We start from the raw sequence: 25,454 nt of genomic DNA on the forward strand, positions 1-25,454 counted from the left end.
ATATGCAAACTAATTAAGCACGATTTGTAATGATATTGTGCGTACCGGATTGTGGCGATCGGCTCTGAGTTAATGAAGGGGAATTCAGAGCCGATCTGTCACACTTTTACTAGTGCACGGGTCTTAGAACTCAGTTACTAGGACCAGATTCAGAGTATCAGTATCCGCGCCAGTGTTGTCTTCGTCACGAACGATCTCGGCAACTACTGCAGCGTTATCACCGAATGCGCGTTCGATACCAACCACAGTTCGCTCAGCATCAGCGTTGGAGTCGTCGACTTCACTCCAACCCAGGTACAGAGTTGCATCTTCACCCATCAGGCTAGTGTTATAAGAAGCGTTCAGCGCCAGGAAGCTTGGGTCTGTAGTAGAGCCATCAACTTCAAGGTATTCTGCAGTAAATGCAAGAGCGCCAGTTTCTAGCATGGCATTCAGACGCCATGCATCTTCAGAAGATGCAACCAGGGTATTAAGGTCGTTTGTCGTATCGTTTAGGTCGTTGATGTAGCCTGCACCCAGAGTAACGCCTTCAGCAGGTGTTAGTGCAACGTTAAGGCCAACCGTATTGATTGAATCACCTTCGCCGTTATTGTGTGTGTATACATCTGCAGCAACCATATCGCCACCGAAGGAAACCATTGCCATACCTTCAGTGATATCGAAGAAATCATCTGTTAGAGGAGATGTCCAGCCTGCGTCATTGATAGCTGCGACAGGGATGGCAGTTTTACCGGCTGTTAATGTCGCAAAAGTATCATCGTTACCGATGACTGCGTAAGCTTCATCAAGCTGAATATCCTGATCAGCATCATCATATTTCAGTACAGACGCTACGGACACCATTTCGTTAATGTCTGCTTCGATATTCAGTTTGAAGGTATCTACAACGATGTCGCTAGTAGAGTTTCCGCCATCCTGCTCAACGTGGTTAGCCAGTAGTTCAAGTTCACCGGATACAGTAACATTTTCCGCAAAGCCGCCCATTGAAGAGGAACCAGAAGACTGTTCCTGCTTAGCAATCGTTGCCTGCTGTTCAGCCAGCTGAGATTCCAGCTGTGCAATGCGCTGTTTCATTGCAGCCAGTTCTTCGGCTACGCCAGCAAATGCAGGTGTTGCAGCCATGGATGCGGCAACTAAAGTTGCGATCGCTGTTTTTTTCATTTTTTTACCCTTCTTAGTTTTGTTAACTAATTGTTGCTTTTGCAACGTTATAATATTGCTGTAAAGAGCCTCTTCCTCAGTCCATTGTCGGGGAAGGTTAGGCTGAGTTAATAAAAGCTGTTGAGGTGATTATCCCAGGCGACTGAAGAGCTTAGTTGAAGTGGTACTTTCTGCTTCTTCTGGGTGTGGAGGTTAAAGCGATAACAGTGACCACGTCCGCTACTGATTAGGAATTCACCTGGTCGATCCGTCTTGGCAACACCGCATCCATCGCGGCTGGTTACTTTGCTAAGGTAGGCCCCTTTATCCTGGCGCCAGAAGGTAATTAGATTGCCCCTGGGAGATGAGATGGCGACAACTTCTCCGCTGCTATCAAAGCGCACGCTGCCACAATACTGCTTCATGGCACTATTAACGGGCTCGGGAGCGCGAACTAATTCTAATGCTTTACCTTGGCTGTGGAATGCAACCAGTGGAGGATTTTCGTAGGGTTCCCCTTGATACTGAAGTGCTATAGCTACACGGCCAGTTCCATTGATATCAATGTGCCTGATACTGAGTTGATGCAGCTCTTCAGGCATATAGACCTGCTCAACGATCTCCCCTGATCTCGCATTGATATAGGCTAGAGAGGGTTTCATTGTATCGAGGTTAAGTTTCTTCCGACCTTGTGCCGGATGAGTCTGAATCCCGCCATTTGCAACAACGAGGGTTTCACCGTCGGGCATGGATTTAAGTTCATGGGGGCCAATTCCACCGGATGGGTGCTCTGCAACCACGGAATAATTTTGTTGCTTATCACGGATAACAATAAGCCCTGTACCCTCTTCTACCGCATTTTCTGTGCTAATGAGATAACGGCCATCAGGGCTAAATATGGCATGCCCATAAAAATGTCGCCCATTCTGACTCAGAATTCGTGTGTGCAGCGACTTGTGTTGATAGTCAACAATGTCGATGAAGGTTTCCGGGCGACGCCCTACAACGGCTAGCAGTGGCTCCGTCGGGTGCTGTTCAACGTGATGTGCCCTGGCTGTCAGTGGATGGCGCCAATATTCATTGCCGCCACTATCGACTATCGTTAGTTCGTACTGACCTGAGCTGTTTTTAGCTGCAGAAGCAATCAGAGGGCTGCCCTGCTTTGCCAGAAGCTTAGGTGCAATCAGGCTGCCAGCTAACAGCAGACTGAATTGACGACGATTAATCCCCATCGCGGCTGTTGAACCCTAGCTGGACGTCTAATAATTTCATGGCCTGAGCAAAGCTCTTACCCAGAAGTTCGATCCCCTCTGACACCAGTAAGAGTTTCTCGCGCACGGATACATCCTTAATGTGCTGGTGGAGTGGTGTTGGGATGTCATTGAGAATTTTTTCTAAACCAACAAATTGCTCCTCGATACCCTGGGCCAGGTCAATAGCTCCCTGCTCTTCCAGTAGGGCTTTGAGATTGGCTCCAGCCACGCCGCTATACATATGATGCAAAGATTGGATATTTAGCTGCATATTCTGCAGCGAGTGGTTGCTACGCCAGCTTTCTAATCTTCTGGGTTTGGCTGTGCTTTTTGCCAGAGGGCGCAGTATTTTCAGATCGCGGATGACCTCTAAAGGCTCAATCTGTGCTTTCATCAGATCAATGCTCGCTTCCTGCGCAGTCTCATAGAGGCCCTCTTCTGACTCCAGGTGGGCAAACTCGTCCTTGAAAGCGTTCCACTCGTTGTAGGTATTACGGGATTGCAATTTTACGTAATCACTAACGGCATGGAGAAACTGGCAACGGAAAGGATTTGTCTGGATCAACTCCAGGGCGTTTTCCGCGAACAGAATACGTTCCATCGCGGGGAGGCCTTTGACCGCGATACTGGCGGTTTGGAAAGCTTTTTCACTGAGACTGCCGGGATCTTCAGCCTGGAGTATTTTGTTCAGCTGTTTAGAGGTAAGGTTTTTCTTATCGGGCCAGAACTGGATGCTGTAACTGCGCATTAAAAGTTCAATTGGGCCGAAGGTAATATGCTGCGCGCCCTGCCAGGCGGACAGTGTAGCCCTGAACTGTGTTTTCGCTGCATCAAGGGTTGCTGTTTGAGGGTCCTTACATAGTGATAAGGTGTTTTCCTCTAATGCTGTACTACTTTCAGAAAGTGCCTGGTACGCAGGTAATATGTGGCCATTAACGATACTCATGTTAAGGTCACGCCACTGCTCCTGACTGACAGTGCCATGGGCTTGGATTGAGATTGCAGCGCTCGCTAAGCCAATTATCAGTGTTTTGCTATTTGTCAGCAGACTCATTATAGAGACTCCAAAAATTTAATCAGATTATCCCGATCTTGCACGGGCATCGTCTTAACTGCTCGCATCGCCGTTTCTGCTTCGCCACCATGCCAGAGAATGGCTTCCAGTAGGGTGCGTGCTCTGCCATCATGAAGATAACTGGCTTGCTTAGAAACCGTTCTCATCAAGCCTATTCCCCACAGAGGCGCTGTACGCCATTCACGGCCATTGGCACTAAATTCAGGTCGATGATCAGCAAGCCCTTCTCCCATGTCGTGCAGAAGCATGTCTGTATATGGCCAGATCAGTTGATTACTCAACTGAGGGAGTTCAGGGTTATTCGCTGTTCTGAATTTAGGCTGGTGGCAGTGCTGACAGCCTGTTTCATAAAATACTTTTTTTCCTGCCAGCACTTCAGGTTTATCGGCCTGACGCCTTGCTGGTACGGCGATATGGCGGGTGTAAAACAGCAAGACATCATTCATCTTACTGGATGCTTCTACCCCTTCCTGTAACTCGGTATTGCCATTGGCCATCTTCAGGCAAGCGCTTTGCTGTTCAGTACAATCTCCGTATGGATCCGGCGAATAGGGGGTCGAAATGCCAATATCGCCATTAAACGCAGAGTTGTTCTGTTGATTCAGGCTGGGGTGCCCTGCTTTCCAGCCAAAGCGGCCGATTCTGAGCTTTTGCACGCTACTATCCCAGACCCAGTTAGGTTTTCCTGAGATTCCGTTACGGTCTCTGTCTGTTGGATCGCTGAGCGCTTTAATATCTGTTTCTGCAATATTTTCCAGAAGGCCTAAGCCGATCATTGCCGGGGCAATTCTCGGAGAAATCATTAAATCCGGATGGGTTGCTCCGTACTGCAGGTCGGTAATTTTGTATGCTGGGCGGCGTAATGTAACGCGCTGGCCGCCGCTTAGTTCAACATCAAATTCGCTGTAGCTAATGTTCATGCGGCCTTCGGCCTGAAGTCCGGTTACCGCAAAGTCCTGTAGTTGTGTACCGTATACAGGATCAGGCACTACCCCAATTCGTCCGGATTTGAGTGCATTTATTTGCTCCTCGGTCTGAGGAGGAATGCTCAAGCGCAAGAACATCGATACGGCATTATCTTCGGGCCAGTTAGCTTTTGGTGTATGGCCACGTCCATCGCGTGTGTGGCATTGCATGCAGGATCGGGCATTGTATAAAGGCCCCAGTCCATCGCTGGCAGTGGTCGAAGACGGTGCTGCCACCCATAATTTTTTAAAGATTCCGTTGCCGATCCGGAAATCCAGCTGCTGCTTAAATGGCATATTGGCTGCTGGATGAGTGAATGCCTTAGCATTCACCTTCTTATAGTGAGTTGTATTACCGCCTTGGGCAATTTCTCCTGGCTCCAGCTGTGTATAACTTTCTTCTGCCATTGCGCCCTTGCTCACCAAGCCTGCTAATAGCATTGCAGAAGTCAGCTTTAGCAGAGGGCTTTTCATTTTATACATTGCTCAATCAAAACAAAATCCGGGGTTTATAGCCCCCGGATTTATTAACATGCGAGAAGGAAGAGTTACTCTGCCGCTAGTACTGCATTTGGGTTATCCAGGCTATCAGAGCCTTCCAGCTCAATGCCGTCCAGTTTAAGAACGGCAATGGTGTGCTCAATGGCTTCTGCTTCAGCAACCAGGGCATCAACAAATGTCTGAACAACCTGATTACCTGCTGCATTGTTTTCACCAATCAGCACGTCAAAGGTATTGCCTTTAGCTGCTTCATCAACCATCACCTGGGCAGCCGCTTGTGTAGCGTCCAGCTTGTTGCGCAGATTCTGATCTACAACAGGCGCTTCAGCATTGACCAGCTGTGACAGGCTCGCACCGCTTACTTTAGAGCCATCTACACGAGTGTATTCACCCAGATAAACGTTTTTGATGCCCAGAGCATCATAGAAGTGTGAAGCATGGGTATTGTCAGCGAAGCAATCATGCTCCTCTTCAGGATCGTGAACCATCAGGCCTAGTTTGGTTCGTTCACCCGCCAGTTCGCCGTACGCCAGGCTGCCCATGCCAGTAAGAATTGTTGCTAAGCCACCCTGCGGGCCTTTTGCCATCAGGTCCTGACGTGCTGCACCATTGTTCGCCCAGCTGGATGTCATATCCTGCAGATCGTCGATCAACAGTTCTGTCGCAGCCTTCAGATAATCGCGGCGACGGTCGCAGTTGCCACCTGTGCAGTTCTTCAGGTCGAAGTCAGAAGCTGGACGGTTACCTGCACCCGGGTTAGTACCGTTCAGATCCTGACCCCATAGCAGGAATTCGATCGCGTGGTAGCCAGTTGCAACGTTTGCTTCAACTTCATCGATTTCATGAAGTGTTTCAGCCAGTAGTTTTTTATCGATGTTAGTCGAGTCTACCGTCACACCACCCACTTTCAGGGTTTTGTTAGCAATAATGTTTGCTGTGTAGAACGGGTTCTCATCGGATTCAGAACCGTAACCTGCGTCAACATAGTCGATCAGGCCTTCATCCAGTGGCCAGGCATTGACTTTACCTTCCCAGTCATCAACCAGCGCATTGCCGAAACGGTATGCTTCTGACTGCTGATAAGGAACGCGAGCGGCTACCCAGGCTGCACGAGCTTTCTTTAGGTTGGCTTCGGAAGGGCTGGCCAGGAACTGGTCAATGACCTTGTTCAGTGTCTGAGCTGTAAGCAGGGAGTCTTCATAAGTTGCGTGAGCAATGTTCGCATAATTATTCAGAATGTCTGTTGTAGCTGGCGCTGCTGCCTGAGTCTGTGTGGTGCTTAATACCGCCACAGATACAGCCATTGCCGCCAAAGACTTGCGCAGGTTCATATAATCAATTCCTTAAGGATTATAGTGATTTGATGTGGAGATATTAATGTTAACGAGAATAAATATCAATAACAAAAGCATTAACATGTAAGTTTTGTAAATTTGCTGATGTTATTGGTGAGGTTGCTCCGGAGATGCGCCGGTTAACCAACGCTCAATCGGTGTAACCCAGGCGGGATCGCCGTTGTGCCCAAACCAGGAGTCAACCGCGAAGGCTTGCTCTGAATTAACATCAATAATGGTTGCGCTGTTATGTGGGATGTTGAGGGTAAACAGCCCGCGATGGATGTTACTGCCTGTTCGGTGAAAACGGAGCAGCTGCTCCCGCTCAAGCAATAGCAGATATTGTGTGGTGTTCAGGCTTTCCGCAACACAATCTATCTGGTGGGTATTTGGTAATACGGAGAAGTTGTTTTCTGGTTGATCATGCAGGGTGCCTATGGCTGCACCCGCTTGTTGCTCCATCAGCCCAATGACTTGGCTTATTCTTTTACGTTCATCTAAGGGTGTTTCTGCAGGCGGCTGGAAAGTCGCTCGGATATTTTGCAGATCAATCGCTGTGAAGGTATAGCCTTTGTTTTTTGTACAACCAAAATCGATACAAAGGGTCAGTTCATGACCCCTTGCGATAGGAATATCTTTCAATTTTAGCCATCTGGTTGCAGGCGTTTGAGGGTTATAACTACAACCGGCGCTAAGTATCGAAAGCAGTAGGCTAATCGATCTGAGCGTACTCTTCTTCAAGGTGTTGATCCTTAAGCTTCACATAATTACCTGCAGTGTAGCTGAAGAATTCACGTTCTTTGTCCGTCAGGGGACGCTGCTGTTTGGCTGGGCGCCCAACGTATAGGTAGCCGCTCTCGAGGGTTTTACCAGGAGGGACCAGAGCACCTGCTCCGACGATCACTTCATCTTCGATAACGGCACCGTCCATGACCATAGCGCCCATTCCGATCAGGATCCGGTTGCCAATGGTACAACCATGCAGCATCGCCTGATGACCGATGGTGACATCTTCACCGATGATTAATGGAAAGCCATCCGGGTTAAAGGGACCTGCATGGGTAATGTGCAGCACCGATCCGTCCTGAACGCTGGTTCTTGCACCTATGCGAATCCGGTGCATGTCACCTCGGATCACAGTCAGTGGCCATACCGATACATCATCACCCAGCTCCACATCGCCTAAGACAACTGCGCTTGGGTCAACGAATACACGTTCTCCTAGTTTCGGGGTCATCCCCTGGTAGGTTCTTATTTTCATATTTTTGCTCTGGCTCTAGATTCTTTTCGTATTATGAAATAGCTGCGGCTAATTGAAAAATGCAGAATTAGTCCCATCTTATAATGATCTTATCTTGCCAATGGAGCCGGAAAAATGAGCAACCCAATGCTTAACCCTCAGGTACTGCCTGCTTTTAGTCAGATCAAACCCGAGCAGATTGAACCCGCAATTGACCAGTTGCTGGAGGATAACCGTAAGCAAGTTGCTGAAATCTTAGCGCAATTACAAGAAGTGAGCTGGGATTCTCTGGTAGCGCCACTGGAAGAGATGAATGATCGACTGGCAAAAGCCTGGTCACCGGTCTCGCATATGAACTCAGTGGTTAACACCGATGAGCTCCGTGATGCTTACAATGCGTGCCTACCGAAATTGTCTCAGTACTGGACAGAGATGGGGCAGAATCAGGGGTTGTATGAAGCATTCAAACAGCTTGCTGATCACCCGGACTTTGCCCAGTTGGACGAAGCTCAGCAGAAAGTTGTGACTAATACACTGCGTGATTTCAGATTATCCGGTATCGCATTGAATGATAGTGACAAGCAGCGCTATGCCGAACTTCAACAGAAGCTCTCTGAACTGACGACTAAGTTCTCAGAGAATGTCATGGACGCGACCGATGCCTGGAGTAAGCTTCTGGCGAGTGAGGAAGATCTGACAGGTCTGCCTCCGATGGCGATCGCTGCAGCAAAACAGATGGCTGAAGCGAAAGGTGAAGAGGGCTGGTTGGTCACGCTGGATTTCCCATCTTATCTGGCAACGATCACTTATGCCGATGACCGCGAATTGCGCAAAGAGATCTATACCGCATTCTCCACTCGTGCTTCTGATCAAGGACCAGGAGACGGGCAGTGGGACAATAGCGGGGTCATGACAGAGATTCTTGAGCTTCGCCTGGAGTTGGCGAAGTTACTCGGCTTTGCTAATTATGCGGAATATTCCCTGGCAACCAAAATGGCAGATAGCACCGATCAGGTTGTTGGCTTTTTGACTGATCTGGCGGAGAAAAGCCTGCCCGTTGCCAAGCAGGACTATGCTCAGCTGTCAGCATTTGCCAAAGATGAATACGGTGTAACTGATCTTCAGGCCTGGGATCTGGCTTACTTTGGTGAAAAACTTAAGCAAGCTAAATATGCGATCTCTGAAGAGCAGATCCGCCCCTACTTCCCACTACCCAAGGTCTTAGATGGGCTGTTCGGTGTAGCGGGCAAGCTGTTTGATATCGAAATTAGCGAAGTCACCGAGTTTGATCGCTGGCATAAAGACGCTCGCCTATTTGAGATAAGCCGAAACGGACAGTTGATCGCACGTTTCTTTATGGACCTGTATGCACGCGAGAAAAAGCGTGGCGGTGCCTGGATGGATGATTGCCGGGTGCGTCGTCGTTTAGATGATGGTTCTTTGCAGCTGCCAGTGGCTTATCTTGTGTGTAACTTCAGTTCGCCTGTGGGAGATGATCCTGCGCTGCTAACGCATAATGAAGTGACAACGTTATTCCATGAATTTGGCCATGGTTTACATCATATGCTGACCCAGATTGAATGTGCGGATGTCAGTGGTATCAATGGCGTAGCCTGGGATGCGGTTGAACTGCCAAGCCAGTTCCTGGAAAACTGGTGCTATGAGCCAGAAGCGTTGGCGCTTATCTCTGGGCATTACCTGACCGGAGAGACTCTGCCGGAAGATCTTTTGCAGAAGATGCTAGCCGCTAAGAACTACCAGTCAGGCATGATGATGGTCCGTCAGTTGGAATTCTCCCTGTTTGATTTCATCCTGCACCGTGACTACCAACCGGGTACAACGGTTATCCAGGAGGTATTGGATAAGGTTCGCAGCGAAGTCGCTGTAGTCACTCCGCCTTCTTTCAACCGCTTTCAGCACGGCTTCAGTCATATCTTCGCGGGTGGATATGCTGCGGGCTATTACAGTTACAAGTGGGCAGAAGTGCTGTCTGCGGATGCTTTCTCCCGTTTTGAGGAGGAGGGTATCTTTAATACCCAAACGGGTAGTGACTTCCGTGCTAATATTCTCGAGATGGGTGGGTCTAAGGAACCGATGGAGCTGTTTATTGCCTTCCGTGGGCGAGAGCCTGAAGTTGATGCACTGCTGCGCCATAGCGGTATTACAGAGTAGTCAAAATGAGTGTTATTAAACGATTTATTGCCGGAGCCGTTTGTCCGCGATGTGGAGAGATGGATTGCATTCGAACCTTTCGTGACGAGGAGCGTGAATACAAAGAGTGCGTGCGTTGCGATTATGAAGATTCCATGCGTTTGGATGGCGAGCCGGATACTCCAATGGAGGAGTTGGAGACCCGTGTGAATCAAGAGAAAAAGCCGGAACTAGAAGAGGGTGCACAACCCCTTCTGTTTACCGCAAACCCCGGTGCGGGTCGTAAAGATCACTAAGGGGATCAGATTTAAAAAAGGGGCATACGCCCCTTTTTTATTCTCATGACTGGGTTGCTGCTCAGTCCGGACGATTAACAACGCCTTTTGTGTCGCGCTTTTCTGTTATGATCCGCGGCTTGATTCATTTGCTCTGTACAGGCACTTTCCATGTCAATTTTATCCGTACCGGTTGCTGTTCGTTATATGCTGCTCTCGGCGCTGGGCTTTGCTTTAATGGCTGCCTGCGTTAAGGCGGTAAGTGGTTATGGCATTCCGGTGCTTGAGATTGTGGCCGCCAGGGCAATTGTCTCGTTGGTGTTGAGCTATCTGGATGTGAAGCGCAAACGGATCTCTGTGTGGGGAACACATCGTTGGTTGTTAACCGCCCGAGGGGTGGTGGGTGCTCTGGCATTAGTCTGTGTCTATTATTCGGTAACCACACTAACGTTGGCTGACGCGACGGTGTTGCAGTATACCTATCCTGCCTTTACTGCTGTTCTCGCCCTGATATTTCTTAAAGAGCAGATTAAACGTTCAACGATTCTATGCATCACGCTAAGCTTTATCGGTGTATTAGTGATGGTTCGCCCCTGGAGTGGCGAGCTGGAAGCTGCGATGCCAGCTCTGAGCTTAATGGCTGCTTTAGCCGGAGCGTTTGGCAGTGCTGCGGCCTATGTGTTAGTACGCAAATTAAGTCAGTTGGAAGATAGTTCGGTGATTATCTTTTACTTCCCGCTGGTGGCCCTGCCTGTATCCCTGCTGCTGTTAGGTAACGACTTTGTGATGCCGGGTTGGGAAGCGTTATTGCTTCTGGTTTTGGTGGGCGTATTTACCCAGGTTGGCCAGGTAGGTTTGACTAAAGCAATGGCAGCCGAAGCGGCGGGTAAAGTCTCTGCTTATGCTTATGTGCAAGTGATCTTCTCAGCGGTGCTGGGGATGATCTTCTTTAGTGAGATCCCAACCCTCTGGACACTTTTAGGGGGCTGCCTGATCATTGCCGGCGCTCTGATCAACGCGCTATGGAAACGTTAATCAGAGCGAGCTATCTGGTATTGCTTGGCTATTGTGTTTGCTTTGAGGGCAGGGCGTACAACAGCATAAAGATCAGCAGGGATGTGACGACCACAGAGGGGCCTGCGGGAGTGTCATAATGCCAGGAGAGGGCAAGCCCTCCAGCCACGGATAGACAGCCAACCAAGCAGGCGCCCAGCGCCATCTGTTCCGGTGTCTTCGCTAGTCTTCTGGAAGCCGCGGCTGGAATAATCAGCAATGAGGTAATAAGCAGCAAGCCGACAATCTTCATGGCAATGGCAATGACCACTGCGATGAGTAACATCAGTGCCAACCTTGTCCAGGCGACATTGACCCCTTCAACATGGGCCAGCTCTTCATTGATGGTGATCGCCAGCAGGGGTTCCCAGAGTAGCTTCAAAAGAAAAAGAACCAGTACACCACCGCCGTAGATCCAGTACAGGTCAGTGGCTGTCACTGCGAGCAGATCACCAAACAGGTAGGCCATCAAATCAACCCTGATCTCCAGAATGGATACCGCTACTAAACCGAGTGACAAGGCACTATGCGCCATAATGCCAAGCAGCGTATCCGTAGCGACCATACGTTGCCGCTGCATTGCAACTAAGAGCAACGCTAAAGCCACACAGCAGAACACTACCGCCAGGTTCAGATTGATATCCAATAGAAAGCCGATTGTGATACCGAGCAAAGCTGAATGAGCCAGCGTGTCGCCGAAGTAGGCCATTCTGCGCCAGACCACAAAAGAGCCCAGTGGGCCTGCGACAGCTGCTACGCCGAGTCCGCCGAAGAGGGCGTAGAGAAGAAAATCAGGCATTAACAACCGCCTTTACAGTCGTGGTCATGGATAATATCACCATGGTCATTGTGACGATGGTTATGATGGTGGCTGTACACTGCCAGCTGCTCACTACCTTTGATGCCAAATAGTTCGGTAAATGAGGGATCATTGGTGACCTGTTCTGGGTGGCCTGAGCAACAGACATGGTGGTTGATACACACCACGTGGTCTGTCGCTGCCATCACCAGATGAAGGTCATGGCTAACCATCAGTACACCACAGCCGCGTTCATCGCGGATGCGCGTAATCAGGTTATATAGCTCCAACTGGCCATTAATATCGACCCCTTGCACCGGTTCGTCCAGCACTAACAGGTTTGGATCGCGAAGCAGGGCACGCGCTAACAAAACACGTTGCATCTCACCCCCGGATAAATTGTGGATCGACTGTTTTAATAGTTTTTCTGCACCCACGTCGGTCAGTACCGACAGCATCTTCTGCGTATCTTTACACTGAGCGGTACGAAGGAAACGCTCTACCGTTAGGGGAAAGGTTTTATCGATGTGCAGTTTCTGCGGCATATAGCCGATGCGCAGATCCTGCTCTTGCCAGATGGTTCCGTTGGTGGGTTTCAACAGGCCAAGTACGACTCTTACGAGGGTCGTTTTACCGGCACCATTCGGGCCGATAAGTGTTGTTATGCAACCGCGGTGCAGCTCCGCGCTGATATCCTGTAGGACATGGTTTTGGCCAAATTTTAAATTAACCTGGTCAAGGCGAATCAGTGGCTCATGTTGGTGCGGTGATGTCATGAAAGCTTATCCGGTACGCACTCAGGGCAAGTGCCAAGCACTTCGATCGATTGTTTCTCGGGAATAAAGCCCAACTTGCTGGCCTGGGAGTTAATGACCTGTCCCACTTCATCGGTATCGATCTCTACAGCATTATTGCACGCTTTACAGATCAAAAATGACCCCTGGTGTTGTTCATTAGGATGTGGGCAACCGATAAAAGCGTTTAGCAGGGCAATACGGTGAACTAAGCCTTGTTCCTGAAGGAAATCCAGCGCTCTATACACTGTGGGTGGCGCGGAGTTAAAGCCCGCCTCCGCCAAAGCCGGTAACAGCTCATAGGCCCCCAGGGGTTTATGGCTTTGCCAGATGGTTTTCAGAACCAGCTCTCGGATTGGGGTAAATCGTAAGTTCCGCTCACTACAGAGGGCACGAGCACCCTCAAGGGCCTGTTCTATACAGCCTGTATGGTCGTGATCAGAATGAAACCCTAAATTTTGATTAGCCATGTAGATTATAACGATTCTTGTTTGTGTTATATTGTAACTTTAAAACCTGATGAGATGTATGTTTAACATGAAAAAGCTCTTCGCTTTGTTGTTCATATTAGGCGCCACAACTGCTAATGCAGCTGAAAAAATCAAAGTGGTGGCCAGTATTAAGCCTCTGCAACTGGTTTCTCAAGCCATAGTAGCAGACCTGGGGCAAGTTGATGTACTTATTCCCCCAGGCGGATCTCCGCATCATTACTCGTTAAAACCCTCGGATGTTAAGAAACTGTATGGTGCAGACCTTATTGTCTGGGTTGGCCCGGATCTGGAACAGTTTCTGAGTAAATCTCTGAGCAGGACTGATGCTGAAAAGCTACAGCTACTTGAAAGCGATGAAGCGGCAGAGGGTGGTCATGACGATGATGAGCACGAGTCCCACGAAGAGCATGCTCATGAGGGCCACGGGCATGATGATCATGGTCATCACCATGGTGACAATGACCCTCACGTATGGATGGACCCTGCGCTGATGGTTGAGGCGGCTGAGAAACTGGCAAAGCAGCTAAGCGTTCTTCATCCTCAGCATAAAGCAAAGCTAGAGCAAAATTATCAGGCGTTTGCCGCGGAGCTGCTACAGACGGACCGAGCTATTCGTCAAAAGCTTCTACCTTATCAGGATAAAGGCTTTGTGGTTTTCCACGATGCATTTACTTTGCTGGTAGCGCATTACGGACTTAAGCAAGAGGCTTACTTTACGGTTGATCCGGCAAGAGCGCCTGGGGCAAAACGACTCCATGAAATTCAGGGTTTGATAACAAAGCAGGGTGTTAGTTGCGTATTCCTGGAACCGCAATTTGAGGCTGCTGTTGTTAAGGCGCTGGTTGCCGATCTACCTGTTAACGTAGGGCGCTTAGACCCTCTGGCGATTGATACCACCGCTGAGCAAGGCTACACCGGTTACCTGAAGCAGTTGGCAGGCAACATTGAGAACTGCCTGAAATAGGGTGGTTTAAAAAGATGGGAGATCAACGGGGTTTAACAGCAGACTGTTGATCTTCTGACACAGAGCCCGGGGCTGATAAGGTTTCACTATGTAGCTATCGACCCCGGCTGTGATGCTTTCGTGTATAAGATCTGCTTCAGCGTGTGCGGTAAGCATGACAAATGGGATGGTACTTAGTCGCTCATCCGATCTTATTTTTCTTAGTAGTTCCATGCCGTTCATCGATGGCATATCCCAGTCGCAGACAATCAGGTTGATGTTCATCAACTTGAGCCTTTTTAGCGCTTCTTCGCCGTTAGGACTTTCGACAAACGTTTTGAATCCCATCTCCTTGAGCGTCGTACGGGTCAACATACGCATGGCTTGCATATCATCAACAATCAGAACGACCGTTTTCTCTGGGGGCTGGGCTATTTTACGTTTATCTTTGGACATAGGTTGGACTTTTCTGAGGCTAATCTTCTGTTTCTAAACGGGAATATTATGAAGGTTTTACAGCTAAACCAATCATTATCTTGATTAATACTAATATAGGTCTGTGTTTTTAAGTATTAGTTTAATTATCAATATCTTTTGCTTCACAAACAAAAACGATATCTATATAATGCGCCCCACTTTTGACGCAGATGTGGTGGAATTGGTAGACACGCTAGCTTCAGGTGCTAGTGCCTTCACGGGCGTGGGAGTTCGAGTCTCCCCATCTGCACCAAACTCTCTTAGCAGTTTGGTGCGAAAAAGTTCAGGGTTGCGCCTCTAATAGCAGACAATTAGATTGACACGCAGATGTGGTGGAATTGGTAGACACGCTAGCTTCAGGTGCTAGTGCCTTCACGGGCGTGGGAGTTCGAGTCTCCCCATCTGCACCAATCGTTTTCCTATGATTGGTTCTTCTTAGATATTTTCTTCCTGTTTTAACTTTCTTTCCTTTTTGAAATAGCATCTCGCAAAGTTTTCTGCCGATATAGGTTTAGCAAAGAAGTAGCCTTGCGCCTGATCGCATCCTTGTTCTGCAAGAATAGTCGCCTGTACTTCGTGCTCCAGGCCTTCAGCGATCACGGTTAGGTTAAGACTGTGGCCGAGCGCAATGACGGCTTGGCAGATAGCGGCATCTTCAGGGTTTATTTCAAGTCCATCTACAAAGGATTTGTCGATCTTGAGCTTATCAAGGGGGAGTTTCTTAAGGTAAGCGAGCGATGAGTAGCCGGTGCCGAAGTCATCCATTGCCAGTCTTATACCGAGTGCTTTTAATTGCTCTAGTTTATGGATCGCATCTTCCGGATCACTGAGGACACAGCTTTCAGTGATCTCAAGCTCCAGGTGCTGAGCATTCAACCCCGTTGTATGCAGGATATCGCTGATTGAGCCAGCAAGTTCTGGCGTATTCAGCTGTTTTGCGGAGAGGTTAACTGCCAGAGCAATTTGTGCTTCCCTTTCTCCATTCCACTGCGCCATTTGTTGGCAGGCTTTAGTCAAAATAATCGACCCAACCTGATGAATCAGTCCTTTCTCTTCTGCCAGTGGAATAAAGGTACAGGGGGGAATCAGGCCTTTTTCAGGGTGAATCCAGCGAGCCAGTGCTTCTACCCCGACTAACTTCCTGGTTTTGAGATCAAATTGGGGTTGGTAATAGACGGTTAATTGATCCTGTTGGATTGCCGACCTTAGCTCGCTTTCTAACTGGATTTTGGCCAGCGTATCTTGATTCATCAATCGGTTGTAGAAATGGAATGTATTGCCCCCCGCCTTTTTTGCCTGGTACATGGCCGAGTCTGCATTTTTCATCAGCTCTTGAGGGGTGGTGCCATCCTCAGGATACACAGCGATACCGATACTGGTGTTTAGATAGAGGGTTTGATCTTCATATTCATAAGGCTCCTCTAAGCTGGCAATCAGCTTCTTAGCCAGCTCTGCCGCGTCTTTAGACTCATATAACGGATCGATGATCACGGTAAATTCATCGCCGCCGATCCGGGCTAGCGAGTCACTTTTACGTAGGGTGCTGGTAAAGCGGTGAGCCATTTCTATTAAGACGGCATCGCCGGCGCTGTGCCCCATTGAGTCATTGATCTGCTTGAACTTGTCCAGATCGATAAAGAATACCGCGGCCCTTCGCTTGTTTGTTGAGCAATGAATAATCACTTCATTCAGGCTCTTCAGAAAGGCTTCTCGGTTTGCCAGGCCGGTTAGACTGTCATGCTCTGCAATCTGCCTTAGGCTGTTTTTTTGCTGCTCTAGCTCAGATGTCCGCTTGCTGATCTCTTGTTGCAACTGGTCCACAGAGATTGTGCTGGCCTTCAGGCGATTGGTCATCTGATTAAAATGTTGTGCTAGCTGCGAGATTTCATCCTTCCGGCCGACATCGATGGTGTAGTCCATCTTTCCTACAGACAGTTGCTTTATTCCTTGTTCTAACTCTTTAAGGCGGATGCGGAAAAGGCGTAAGGTCTGGAAAGCCGAAAGGGAAATGAGTATGGCAAGTATGATTAGCATGCTCTGCATGAGTCTGGCCTTATACTCGCTTTCCTCTTGTGAGTTTTGCAGCGCGTGATCTGCTAAGCGAAAGCTGTCTTCGCTCATACTGAGAATAGAGCTATCTAAGCGATCCAGAAGGTAGTGATGATTGGCCTCTTCTTCGGCTTTAGAGAGGTTTGAGCTGTGCACCCTAAGCATATGCGCATACAGTGCGACAACGCTGTCACTTGAACGCTTCAGGCTGTTTAAAAACGTGAACTCGTTATTATGGGTGGGTTGTAACTGATCCAGTTGAAGCTGAAGATCTTTTAGTGTCTCGCCGCCCTGATGAATCGACTCGATATCATGATAGCGTTCATGAAGTCTGAATTGGCTCCGCAGCGTGCTAATTTGTACCTGAATACGGGAGATGGTGTTGATATGATTAAACAGGCTGGAACGTTGCTGATCCATCCATAGCAACCCTGCAACCATACCAAGACAAAGGGCCACGGTTAGTGTGGCCAGAATGATTAATCGGTTTCTAATGCTCATTTACTACTGAACTACTAATATCTATAAGGATGTTGCTCTTTGATCTATGGATTTCAGTAAAGAGGGATCCAGCACGGTAGAAAAGTTGGGTGAGGCATCCGTAGTAATAAGCCCGGATTCAATTGCCCAGTATGCTTGTTGTTCCAGTGAGACTAATAACGACTGACTCAGCGACAGTTTGAACAAATAGTCTTGCCATATCCAGCTGATAAAGTCCTTGCTGAGTTTTAAGCGATGACGAAGGATCAGTTGCGATTCCTCCGGATGGCGAGAGATGTAATGGACCGCTTTATTCAGGGCAGTTAAAACGCGTTTCTTCTGTTCATCTTGCTCAGAGGAGCTGTTTTTCATACCCACCAGATTAAAAGACAGGTTGTACAGGCCTTTGGTTTCGATCAAGTGGGCTGTAGATTCCTTGGCTTTCGCTGTTTTGAAGGCGAAGGGCTCCCACACCGATATCGCATCAACTTTTTCCGAATGTAGCGCCTCTGGCATTTCACTGACACTCAGAGGTACATATTCCACGCTGTCAGGGTTGGCCCCGCCTAAGGTTAACCAGGTATGGAAAAAGTATTCACTAGCGCTGCCTTTGACCACACCCACCTTGCGATGTTTGAAGTCATTCACCTGGGTAATCTGGTTCTTCTCCAGGGTCAGTAATTTAATATCATTATCAGACTCTACAAAGCTGGAAAGCACGGAGAAGTTGTCATGTTTAAAGCTGTTAAACATGATTACCGAGTTAGATGTGGTTGCCAGATCAACCTGGCCCTCCTGTAATGCTTTAAAACATTTTCCGCCCCCGGCAATATCGATAATTTCGACATTGACGCCTGCTTCACGAAAAAAGCCTCTTTGATCTGCAATATAAAAAGGTGCTGACAAAGGCGTGGTCGAGACGGCTATCCTGATAGGGGCTTCCTGTTCGGATAGGGACGCGGTTTTTGATTGGGGTAATAAGAAAACCAGCATCACAATGACAATAGTTAGAGCAGGGATTCCAATTTTGATCAAACCTTTCATGGTTACCTCGGATCACAGCAAAAAAAACAGTGCTCAAGATTAACAATCCTTTAAATTAGTATTCGCTCAATTATGCCGTGATGCAAGCGGTTCAGAGCGATTTTGTTGTTATAAATTGGTGGGAGCACGGAAATTTTTCAGAGGGGTGATCGAGATCAAATTAAAAGCGCCCGAAGGCGCTTTGGGGTGGGGTAATTGATGAGTTAGCTGAGAATCAGTGCAAGCTGTATGATCGCTGGCAGGATGGCTACGACTAAGCCTGCAACAACCATCAGGACTGAAGGTACAACTCCGATTACTTCAACATTTTGTTCTACTTCGCTCATGGCCTGACTCCTCATATGCCAATGTTTATATTGGTTTAGCATTAAGGGTGCCAAGTTTTACGCTGTTCTTATCTGTCTGATTTTTAAATAGTTTTATTTGGTAGGGTTGATGCTGTGCACTTGGGCTGACAGATTTGTCATGTCGTGAGTGGCAGTGGATGTCGAATGCATCAGTTGCTGTGTTGTCTTATTCGTCGGGGAGTGCTTTTTTGACGATAAGTGGTGTTTGAATACGAACATGAATCCCTTTATCAGAGTCTTGAAGAGAGATCCGACCACCGAGTTGTCTGGCAACAATGTTATAGACAATAGACATGCCCAGGCCGCTGCCCCCTTTACCGCGTTTAGTGGTAAAAAATGGCTCAAAGAGTTTTTTGGCTTCTTCACTGGAGAGGCCACGACCGTCGTCTCGGTAATCCAAAATCAGATCACCATTATCGCTGCGCCCGGAAATGGAGATTGTGCCGCCTGTTTCCTTATCGAAACCATGAAGTGTCGTGTTGTTGATTAGATTGCTGAGTATTTGATGGTATGCACCCGGATAACTCTCCATCTCTATATCGGGTTCTACATCGATAGAAAAGTTAACATTACTATGCTTGTATTGCGGCAAAATTGTCTGGATTGAGGATTCAAGGTACTCATCAAAAGTAAAATGCTGGCAGGCATCATAGCTCTGGTCTGTTGCGATCTGTTTAAAGCTTGAGATCAGTTTACTGGCTTTAACAATATTGGTTTCAAATAGGGTGCTGGATTCGTCTACGCCATCCAGAAAGTCGTTGAGGTCTGACTGGGTTAAGGTGCTGGATTTCAGCTTGTCACGGATGATCTTGCTGTGATCCGCCTGAAAACTAGCTGCGGTTCGGCATACCCCGATCGGGGTGTTGATTTCATGAGCAACCCCGGCAACCATATTCCCCAGGGCCGCCATTTTTTCCGTTTCGACTAGCAGGTCCTGGGCTGACCTTAAGTTATTCATAGAGTCCTGAAGCTGTTGGGTACGTTCTGTTACTTTCTCTTCAAGATGTTCTTTATGTTCTCTTTCGCTGACTAATAATGCATCTCGCTCTTTAACCAGTTCCTGAAGGTGTAGCTTATTTTGGTTTAGCTCTTCATAGGATTTATGCAGACTGCGGCACATCTGGTTAATGGTATTGGCAACGTTATCAATCTCGTCCTCTTTAGCTGGAGCGGTTTTTTTCTTTAACTGAAGCGGCTCTACAGTTCTGGTCAGATCGATATCTTTCAGATAATCAGAGATCGTTTTCAGGTGGCGGTTAAAGTAAAACCAGACCAAAAGCAGGATAAAACCTGACACCAGGAATGTTTTGATGCCGTTGCTGATCAGAATAACCCCGGCTTTATTGATCAGACGCTGATAAACGTTATCGATGCTGGCGGTGACGCGTAATGAGCCAATGTTTTGCGAGGAAATTCCTGGTGCGGTGTAATCTAATGGGAGATCTACAGTCCGGTTCGCTGCTGATCTTGCCTCGCCCACTTCCCAGTTGATCTCACCATCGACAATGATTGAGACATATTCAATATCCGGGAGCTGGCTGAGACCGACGAGCTGGGTTTCTATCTGGGAATCATCCAAAGACCAGACACTGAGTGTTATGGCCTGAAGATAAGAGGTCTGAATGTTCTGGAACTGCTGCTCAATACGGCTTATATCTGCCCGGTAGTCTAAACCCAGCTGTAAAGAGGTGCTCAATAAGGTGAAGCATGAGCTAAAGAGTATGATCAGGATTGCAAACTTCTTGCCCAGGCGGCCTGAAGTGATTTTCTTGGGCAAACTTTGATCTTTTTGCTGCATCACTTTCCGCAATTAGTCCGGGAAGCTCTGACAGATATCCAGAATATCATCCAGATTCTCTTCGAAGAGCTTAATTAAATGAGGATCAAAGTGGCTACCGCTTTGCTCTTTCATAAAACTCAGTGTTTTATCAACGGGCCAGGGTTCTTTGTAGCAGCGCGCACTATTCAAGGCGTCAAAGACATCGGCGACGGCTGAGATTCTGCCCGCGAGAGGGATCGCATCATCTGAAAGCCCTTTCGGGTATCCTGAACCGTCCCATTTCTCATGATGGTTACCCGCGATTTGGGCGGCTAGCTGAAAGATCGGTCGATCCGAGTTTTGCAGCATGCTTGCACCAATCTCAGCATGGGTCTGCATAATGGCCCATTCATCTGGGTCCAGTTTGCCAGGCTTATTGAGGATCGCATCTGGGATCGCTATTTTTCCTAAGTCATGCAAGGGAGAGGCTAAGCGGATATTATCAACGTAGAGTTCGTTACAACCACAGGCTTTAGCCAGCACTGCCGATATTTCGGCAACACGCTTAACGTGGGCGCCAGTCTCTTTTGAACGTTTTTCTACCGCCTCGCCAAGGATATAGATCAGCTCTTCCTGGGTATGCTGGATCTCTTCTTTTAGTAGCAATGTATGATAAGTGGAGATGACATCGGCACTAAAGATCTCCAGTAAGTGTTTGGCGTGTTCGTCAATATTACTATTATGTTTGATGTAGAGCAGGCTCTCTGCACCCGATACGCCCGCATGGTAGGCGATGTAGCCATGTTCAGTATGCAGCGAACGTTTCTGTTCTAGTGCCTGATTAAAAACCTTCTGTAACTCATTGGGCAGCTCGACCTCATCGTAGTCTATTGTGGCCATGCTGGTTTCAGCCTCCTGCAGTAAAGACTCCATGGCGCCCGTAGCGGCAAGCACGGTAAACCTTGGTTTGTCTTTGTAGATTCTGCGAGTGCTGCAATAAATTGAATCAGGCTCGAAATTCAGCAGAGAGATCAGTTGGCTAAGAATGGCCGATGCTAGACGGCTGAGGGAATTAATCTGGTTAATATGACCGATTGCGTGGATAACGGTTTCCAGCGAGCTACGCTGGTGGTCAATGGTCTGAATATCGCGATAAGAGCGCAAAGAGGAATAGAGCAGGGTTTTTAGCTTTGTGCCGGTGAGCTCAGTTTTATCCTTGTAGTCGTTAATGTCGTATTCTTGAATGATCTGTTCTTCAGGAGCCTGACCGGGTTGCCCGGTACGAAGAACAATACGTGTCATTTCATTATGAAGGTCGTCGCGAATCACCTGAACCAGACGTAATCCGGCATCATCCGTTTCCATGACCACATCAATCATTGCCAGGGCGATGTTGGTACCTTCTTGCTCTAAGATAGCCTTGGCTGCGGCTCCCGAATGAGCTTCAAGAAGTTCAATGGGGCGCCCATCGAAGGTGACATCTTTGAGAACTAACTGTGTAACACGATGAACACTCTCCTCATCGTCAACAATCAGTACCTTCCAGGGAGGGAGGCCCGGTTGTGATGCGATCGGATCCTCCGCTGCGAAAAGAAGGGTATCTGTCATCTTGTCATCCTTATACTACCTTAAAGGAAAAACTCTCTCAGGTAAGTGTAGTTCAAACCTAAAACTTTAAAGTCGTTTTTCTCAAAGTTAGTTTTAGTTACAGCTGCTTACCGCAATAGTGAGCTGCTAAATAAGAATCATACTGGCTATTCAGGCTAACGTTATTTGTGCATTTAACCAAGTGTTCGTTTCAGGTGTTGACTCTTTGTTAGTTAAGTCTGTGTCGTCATGACCTTCCAGGAAGGATCTAAAATTCAGCATTCTTAACTCATCAAGCATCCACTTTTTTCAAACTTGTTAATATCAGGCTGCTCAATATTTGCACTCATCTAACTCTAACCAAATGTATGAGAGGGCGCAAAATAAAATAGTGATCACTCAAAAATTGCAGAATCAGCAGAAATAGGTACCCAAGTACCATAGCGAAATAAGCGGCAGCTTTTACACTGTGAAGAAACAGCGAAAGGGGAATCCTCATGCTTACAGGCGCTCGGAGTTGGCTTTTTTTGATGCTTTTTATCACCAATAGCAACTTAGCTTTGGCTAACCCTCTTTCTGGAGAGAAAGAGATAATCCTGTTGGATAAACAGGAAAGTGAGATTGTTATTGGCCATGTCGTCTTTACGCCTGAACAGGGGGTAAGTGGCTACCGTCTGCACATGGATCATGAAAAGTTTCGCGATTATTTCCTGTCTATGAAAGAGATGAAGTGCCTGGTAGGACCTGAATTATGGTGTCATCTTGCATACCCGTATGAGCAGCCGCGTCGGGTTAGCCACGAAGACCTAAGCTGGCTGTCACATGATCTCCTTTTTATGTTTAAGAAGAGGGATGAGTTTGGCGCCAACTTCTGGAACGGCATTTACTATCATATGCGTGTAGAGGATGGCGTTATCAAAGGTGAGGCCCAGGCGGTTGACTTGAACCTGCTTGCTTCCCCCCCTGAAGATCTGAGTACCCCGCCAATGCATGAGGGAGAACGTGATGAAATTGAACGTAGTCAGCGTTGGTTACCTGACATCGTGATTCGTTAGCCGGAACCCTAAGAACAAGTACAGTGCGTTATTCCCGTTCTGTTCATCTTTATCGGTTATGATAGCTGGATAGTCGACTGAATTGGGAAGGTTTAAATGCGTAAGCTGCTGATTTTAGGTGTTGTTGTCGGCCTATCGGGCTGTGCCAGCCTGAGCCAGGAGGAGTGCCTGACTGGTGACTGGCACGGTATTGGGTATAGCGATGGGGTGCAAGGTAAGGTTGAGTCTGTTCTGGCCGAGCATCAGGAAGCTTGCTCAGAATATCAAATTAAACTGGATCTTCAGGCTTACCTGAATGGACGTCAGCAGGGGCTGAAAACTTATTGTAAGCCTGATAATGGCTATCGCCTGGGGTTGAATGGTTCTACCTATCATTATGTGTGCCCTGAACCTGATCATTCTGCTTTTCTCATTATGTATCGCAAAGGCAAAGCTCAGTATGACCAGCAGCAGAAAGTTAAAAAGCTAGAGCGAGAACTGAGTCAGTTGCAGCGTCAGCAAGATTCACTTGAAGAGCAGATTAAAGAAACGGAAAACAAACTGGTAGCTGATGGCTTATCTTCAATCGAGCGACAACGTTTATTGAAGCAGCTCCGTGACCTTGAGCTGCAGCGTCCGGATAAAGACTATGAATATCGGCAAACAAGTAGCCTTCTGCATTTAGAAAGAGAAGCGCTGTACCGTTTGCAGCGAGAATAGTAGTCAGAGCGCTGAAGGGAAGTGAAGTTTCATGGTTGTGCCTTTACCAGGCTCGCTTTGGACACAGATCTGCCCTTCAAGCACATTACTTATCAGGTTATGCACAATATGCAGCCCCAGCCCGCTTCCTCCCTGGCCTAATTTTGTCGTATAGAAAGGGTCAAAGATTGAATTGATCATATCCTGGGTCATCCCCTTACCGTCATCAGTCACGATCAATTCCACTGTCCTATCGTCCAGATAAGACGCAGAGATAGAAATATGCCCTGGGGTTTTATCGTCGAAAGCATGCACCAACGCATTCTGGATAAGATTGGTTAAAATCTGGGAAAGTGCACCAGGAAAACTGTCCAGATGGATAGTGCCTTCTAATGAGCTAGTGACCTCTATGCGGGTTTTTTTCAATTGTGGGCGGAGGGTGGTTAAGACTTCATTGATGTGTTGACCGAGTTCGAAGCGGCGCTTTTTCGCGCTGGATTGATCGACCGCAACCTGCTTAAAGCTATGAATCAACTCTGATGCCCTGTACAGGTTTTTGACGAGGATCTCGCTACCTTCAGAAGATTCATGAATGAAGTGGTCAAAGTCTTTTTTGGTTAATTGGTTCTGATCTGTTTTTTTGACAACTTTGTCGACACTCTCTTTGAGTGTGGTTGCGGCCATCAAGCTGTTACCTATGGGGGTATTCAGTTCATGGGAAACGCCTGCGACCAGCGAGCCTAAAGCGGATAATTTTTCAGAATGGATCAGTTGCTCTTGGGTCAGTTTTAAATCGTGAAGGGTTTGCTCAAGTTCCGCATGTGAATGGCGTAGATCTTCCGTACGCTCTTCTACTCTTTGCTCCAATTCGGTGTTGAGCTGGGTAATATGGTTCTCGCGCTTCTCAATCTCCTGACCTGTTTTATTCAGGTCTTCCCTAAGTTTATAGAGTTCCAGAATACGTGAATATTGCGGTGTCTCTGAATACTTACCACGGGCCAGGGATCTGGCCTGGCGGGCCGTATCGTAAAAACCCATAACCAGCTCTTTGGTCAACAACAGGGCAATAAACATGGCTGAAACAATTCCGATCAGCACGGCCGCGATAAAAATATCCCTGATCGCAGCTTGCTCCCCCTCTAATAGCTTCTGAGGTTGGGCAACAATGACCATCCAGTTAAGGTTAGGTATCAGGGTAGCGCTGCCAATAAATTGCTGATTATCGAACTCAAAGGGGATGCTAAGAGATTCGCCTGCATCGGTCCTTTGTACAAGTTCCAGGTTGGATAGGTTGATCTGCTGCTGGCTTAGTTGTGCATCAGGGTGAGCGATTAGTTGCTTGTTTTGGTCAAGAACCATAACCGTGACGTTGTTTTGCTTTGCCAGCTTCTCAACGAGCTTTGGCAGTTCTTCTATGGCTATCTCCCCGACCAACACGCCTTCAATGAAGGGCTGGGAATAGGCAATCGATAAGCTACCGCTGATGGTAGATAAGTATTCGTTTGACCACTGTGCGATATTTCTTTCTTTGATACCTTTGAATACGTGGCTGTTACTCATATCCAGGTTCAAATAGGTTTGGCGCATAAACTGGCGGTGGCTAGGTAAGCCGATGTTTCTGATATGGCCTTTGTTGTCTGTAATATAGATCGCGCTAAAGTACGCTTGGTTGTTGGTATAGATATTCAGTAAGTCATATTGCTCGGTTAACAAGGTTTGCTCTTGCATGGCAAAGGATGCCAGCACATTAATATCGGACTCTGCATTGGCTAAATAGGTCGTGATCTGGCCGGCAATCGAGTTGGCAAGGGCCTGTTGGTTAATGAAAATATTCTGATTGATTCTGGGTAGGAGTAAAAAAATTGAGAGAAGGCTGGCAATAACAATAGGTACTGCCGCAACGATGAGAAACTGCGTAGATAGAATTGCGCGTAGTGACCAGAAGGTTGTCTTCGCTGCCATAG

The 25,454-nt window shown here is 47.8% G+C and carries 23 protein-coding genes and 2 tRNA genes; 8 read left to right on the plus strand and 17 right to left on the minus strand.

What is annotated here, in order from left to right:
- Positions 1 to 123: 123 nt before the first annotated feature.
- The 7 genes from MED92_RS11025 to MED92_RS11055 all read right to left on the minus strand — a co-directional run bounded on the left by MED92_RS11025 (position 124) and on the right by MED92_RS11055 (position 7,529).
- Complete coding sequence (locus MED92_RS11025; protein WP_007021622.1) at positions 124 to 1,161, minus strand: LbtU family siderophore porin; 1,038 nt, start codon at positions 1,159 to 1,161, stop codon at positions 124 to 126.
- Positions 1,162 to 1,268: 107 nt separating this feature from the next.
- A complete protein-coding gene (locus tag MED92_RS11030; protein ID WP_007021623.1) occupies positions 1,269 to 2,372 on the minus strand; it encodes a DUF1513 domain-containing protein in 1,104 nt (367 codons plus the stop codon).
- The gene (locus MED92_RS11035) at positions 2,362 to 3,447 is read right to left on the minus strand and encodes an imelysin family protein (protein WP_007021624.1); all 1,086 of its coding nucleotides are present in this window, start codon (positions 3,445 to 3,447) and stop codon (positions 2,362 to 2,364) included. The genes MED92_RS11030 and MED92_RS11035 overlap by 11 nt, the downstream gene beginning before the upstream one ends.
- Complete coding sequence (locus MED92_RS11040) at positions 3,447 to 4,907, minus strand: di-heme oxidoreductase family protein (protein ID WP_007021625.1); 1,461 nt, start codon at positions 4,905 to 4,907, stop codon at positions 3,447 to 3,449. The genes MED92_RS11035 and MED92_RS11040 overlap by 1 nt, the downstream gene beginning before the upstream one ends.
- A gap of 74 nt (positions 4,908 to 4,981) precedes the next feature.
- Entirely contained in the window at positions 4,982 to 6,265 is a 1,284-nt protein-coding gene (locus MED92_RS11045) for an imelysin family protein (RefSeq protein WP_007021626.1), read from the minus strand.
- Positions 6,266 to 6,376: 111 nt separating this feature from the next.
- The gene (locus tag MED92_RS11050) at positions 6,377 to 6,910 is read right to left on the minus strand and encodes a hypothetical protein (RefSeq protein ID WP_007021627.1); all 534 of its coding nucleotides are present in this window, start codon (positions 6,908 to 6,910) and stop codon (positions 6,377 to 6,379) included.
- A gap of 70 nt (positions 6,911 to 6,980) precedes the next feature.
- A complete protein-coding gene (locus MED92_RS11055; protein WP_007021628.1) occupies positions 6,981 to 7,529 on the minus strand; it encodes a gamma carbonic anhydrase family protein in 549 nt (182 codons plus the stop codon).
- 114 nt (positions 7,530 to 7,643) lie between these two features.
- On the opposite strand from MED92_RS11055, the gene prlC reads away from it, so the two are divergent.
- The 3 genes from prlC (at position 7,644) to MED92_RS11070 (ending at position 10,969) form a co-directional block, all read left to right on the plus strand.
- The gene (prlC, locus tag MED92_RS11060) at positions 7,644 to 9,680 is read left to right on the plus strand and encodes an oligopeptidase A (RefSeq protein WP_007021629.1); all 2,037 of its coding nucleotides are present in this window, start codon (positions 7,644 to 7,646) and stop codon (positions 9,678 to 9,680) included.
- A 5-nt stretch (positions 9,681 to 9,685) separates the two neighbouring features.
- Positions 9,686 to 9,955 (plus strand): YheV family putative zinc ribbon protein, encoded by a 270-nt coding sequence (locus MED92_RS11065; RefSeq protein WP_040662633.1) that lies wholly within the window; start codon positions 9,686 to 9,688, stop codon positions 9,953 to 9,955.
- 150 nt (positions 9,956 to 10,105) lie between these two features.
- Positions 10,106 to 10,969 carry a DMT family transporter gene (locus MED92_RS11070; protein WP_007021631.1) on the plus strand — a complete coding sequence of 288 codons (864 nt, stop codon included), beginning with the start codon at positions 10,106 to 10,108 and terminating at the stop codon, positions 10,967 to 10,969.
- A 28-nt stretch (positions 10,970 to 10,997) separates the two neighbouring features.
- Here the strand turns inward: MED92_RS11070 and znuB are convergent, their stop codons facing one another.
- From znuB to MED92_RS11085, 3 genes are read right to left on the minus strand one after another with little or no spacing between them, the layout of a single operon-like run.
- Positions 10,998 to 11,786: a zinc ABC transporter permease subunit ZnuB gene (gene znuB, locus MED92_RS11075; RefSeq protein ID WP_007021632.1), complete on the minus strand. Its 789-nt coding sequence runs from the start codon at positions 11,784 to 11,786 to the stop codon at positions 10,998 to 11,000.
- Entirely contained in the window at positions 11,786 to 12,562 is a 777-nt protein-coding gene (gene znuC / locus MED92_RS11080; protein ID WP_007021633.1) for a zinc ABC transporter ATP-binding protein ZnuC, read from the minus strand. The genes znuB and znuC overlap by 1 nt, the downstream gene beginning before the upstream one ends.
- The gene (locus tag MED92_RS11085) at positions 12,559 to 13,050 is read right to left on the minus strand and encodes a Fur family transcriptional regulator (protein ID WP_007021634.1); all 492 of its coding nucleotides are present in this window, start codon (positions 13,048 to 13,050) and stop codon (positions 12,559 to 12,561) included. The genes znuC and MED92_RS11085 overlap by 4 nt, the downstream gene beginning before the upstream one ends.
- A gap of 58 nt (positions 13,051 to 13,108) precedes the next feature.
- On the opposite strand from MED92_RS11085, the gene znuA reads away from it, so the two are divergent.
- On the plus strand, positions 13,109 to 14,035 hold the full coding sequence (znuA, locus tag MED92_RS11090; RefSeq protein ID WP_007021635.1) for a zinc ABC transporter substrate-binding protein ZnuA: 927 nt from the start codon (positions 13,109 to 13,111) through the stop codon (positions 14,033 to 14,035).
- A gap of 6 nt (positions 14,036 to 14,041) precedes the next feature.
- Here the strand turns inward: znuA and MED92_RS11095 are convergent, their stop codons facing one another.
- Entirely contained in the window at positions 14,042 to 14,470 is a 429-nt protein-coding gene (locus tag MED92_RS11095; RefSeq protein WP_007021636.1) for a response regulator, read from the minus strand.
- A gap of 187 nt (positions 14,471 to 14,657) precedes the next feature.
- Here MED92_RS11095 and MED92_RS11100 point away from each other — a divergent pair.
- Both MED92_RS11100 and MED92_RS11105 read left to right on the plus strand, forming a co-directional pair.
- Positions 14,658 to 14,744 (plus strand) — tRNA-Leu (locus MED92_RS11100).
- Positions 14,745 to 14,814: 70 nt separating this feature from the next.
- Positions 14,815 to 14,901 (plus strand) — tRNA-Leu (locus MED92_RS11105).
- A gap of 25 nt (positions 14,902 to 14,926) precedes the next feature.
- Here the strand turns inward: MED92_RS11105 and MED92_RS11110 are convergent.
- The 5 genes from MED92_RS11110 to MED92_RS11125 all read right to left on the minus strand — a co-directional run bounded on the left by MED92_RS11110 (position 14,927) and on the right by MED92_RS11125 (position 21,778).
- Positions 14,927 to 17,041: a putative bifunctional diguanylate cyclase/phosphodiesterase gene (locus MED92_RS11110; protein ID WP_083774933.1), complete on the minus strand. Its 2,115-nt coding sequence runs from the start codon at positions 17,039 to 17,041 to the stop codon at positions 14,927 to 14,929.
- A gap of 21 nt (positions 17,042 to 17,062) precedes the next feature.
- On the minus strand, positions 17,063 to 18,064 hold the full coding sequence (locus MED92_RS11115) for an ABC transporter substrate-binding protein (RefSeq protein ID WP_007021638.1): 1,002 nt from the start codon (positions 18,062 to 18,064) through the stop codon (positions 17,063 to 17,065).
- A 203-nt stretch (positions 18,065 to 18,267) separates the two neighbouring features.
- Positions 18,268 to 18,390, minus strand: a complete 123-nt coding sequence (locus MED92_RS19340; RefSeq protein ID WP_007021639.1) for a hypothetical protein — start codon at positions 18,388 to 18,390, stop codon at positions 18,268 to 18,270.
- A gap of 187 nt (positions 18,391 to 18,577) precedes the next feature.
- Positions 18,578 to 20,209 carry a sensor histidine kinase gene (locus MED92_RS11120; protein WP_007021640.1) on the minus strand — a complete coding sequence of 544 codons (1,632 nt, stop codon included), beginning with the start codon at positions 20,207 to 20,209 and terminating at the stop codon, positions 18,578 to 18,580.
- Positions 20,210 to 20,221: 12 nt separating this feature from the next.
- Positions 20,222 to 21,778: a DUF3369 domain-containing protein gene (locus MED92_RS11125; RefSeq protein ID WP_007021641.1), complete on the minus strand. Its 1,557-nt coding sequence runs from the start codon at positions 21,776 to 21,778 to the stop codon at positions 20,222 to 20,224.
- A gap of 476 nt (positions 21,779 to 22,254) precedes the next feature.
- Between MED92_RS11125 and MED92_RS11130 the strand changes: the two genes are divergently transcribed.
- Together MED92_RS11130 and MED92_RS11135 are read left to right on the plus strand one after the other, a co-directional pair.
- Positions 22,255 to 22,812 carry a hypothetical protein gene (locus tag MED92_RS11130; protein ID WP_007021642.1) on the plus strand — a complete coding sequence of 186 codons (558 nt, stop codon included), beginning with the start codon at positions 22,255 to 22,257 and terminating at the stop codon, positions 22,810 to 22,812.
- A gap of 96 nt (positions 22,813 to 22,908) precedes the next feature.
- On the plus strand, positions 22,909 to 23,511 hold the full coding sequence (locus MED92_RS11135) for a DUF2799 domain-containing protein (protein WP_007021643.1): 603 nt from the start codon (positions 22,909 to 22,911) through the stop codon (positions 23,509 to 23,511).
- Between the two features lie 3 nt (positions 23,512 to 23,514).
- Here MED92_RS11135 and MED92_RS18575 read toward each other — a convergent pair whose 3' ends face one another.
- On the minus strand, positions 23,515 to 25,452 hold the full coding sequence (locus MED92_RS18575; protein ID WP_007021644.1) for a sensor histidine kinase: 1,938 nt from the start codon (positions 25,450 to 25,452) through the stop codon (positions 23,515 to 23,517).
- Between the last annotated feature and the right edge of the window lie 2 nt (positions 25,453 to 25,454).

The organism is Neptuniibacter caesariensis, assembly GCF_000153345.1.
GTDB classification, from domain to species: domain Bacteria; phylum Pseudomonadota; class Gammaproteobacteria; order Pseudomonadales; family Balneatricaceae; genus Neptuniibacter; species Neptuniibacter caesariensis.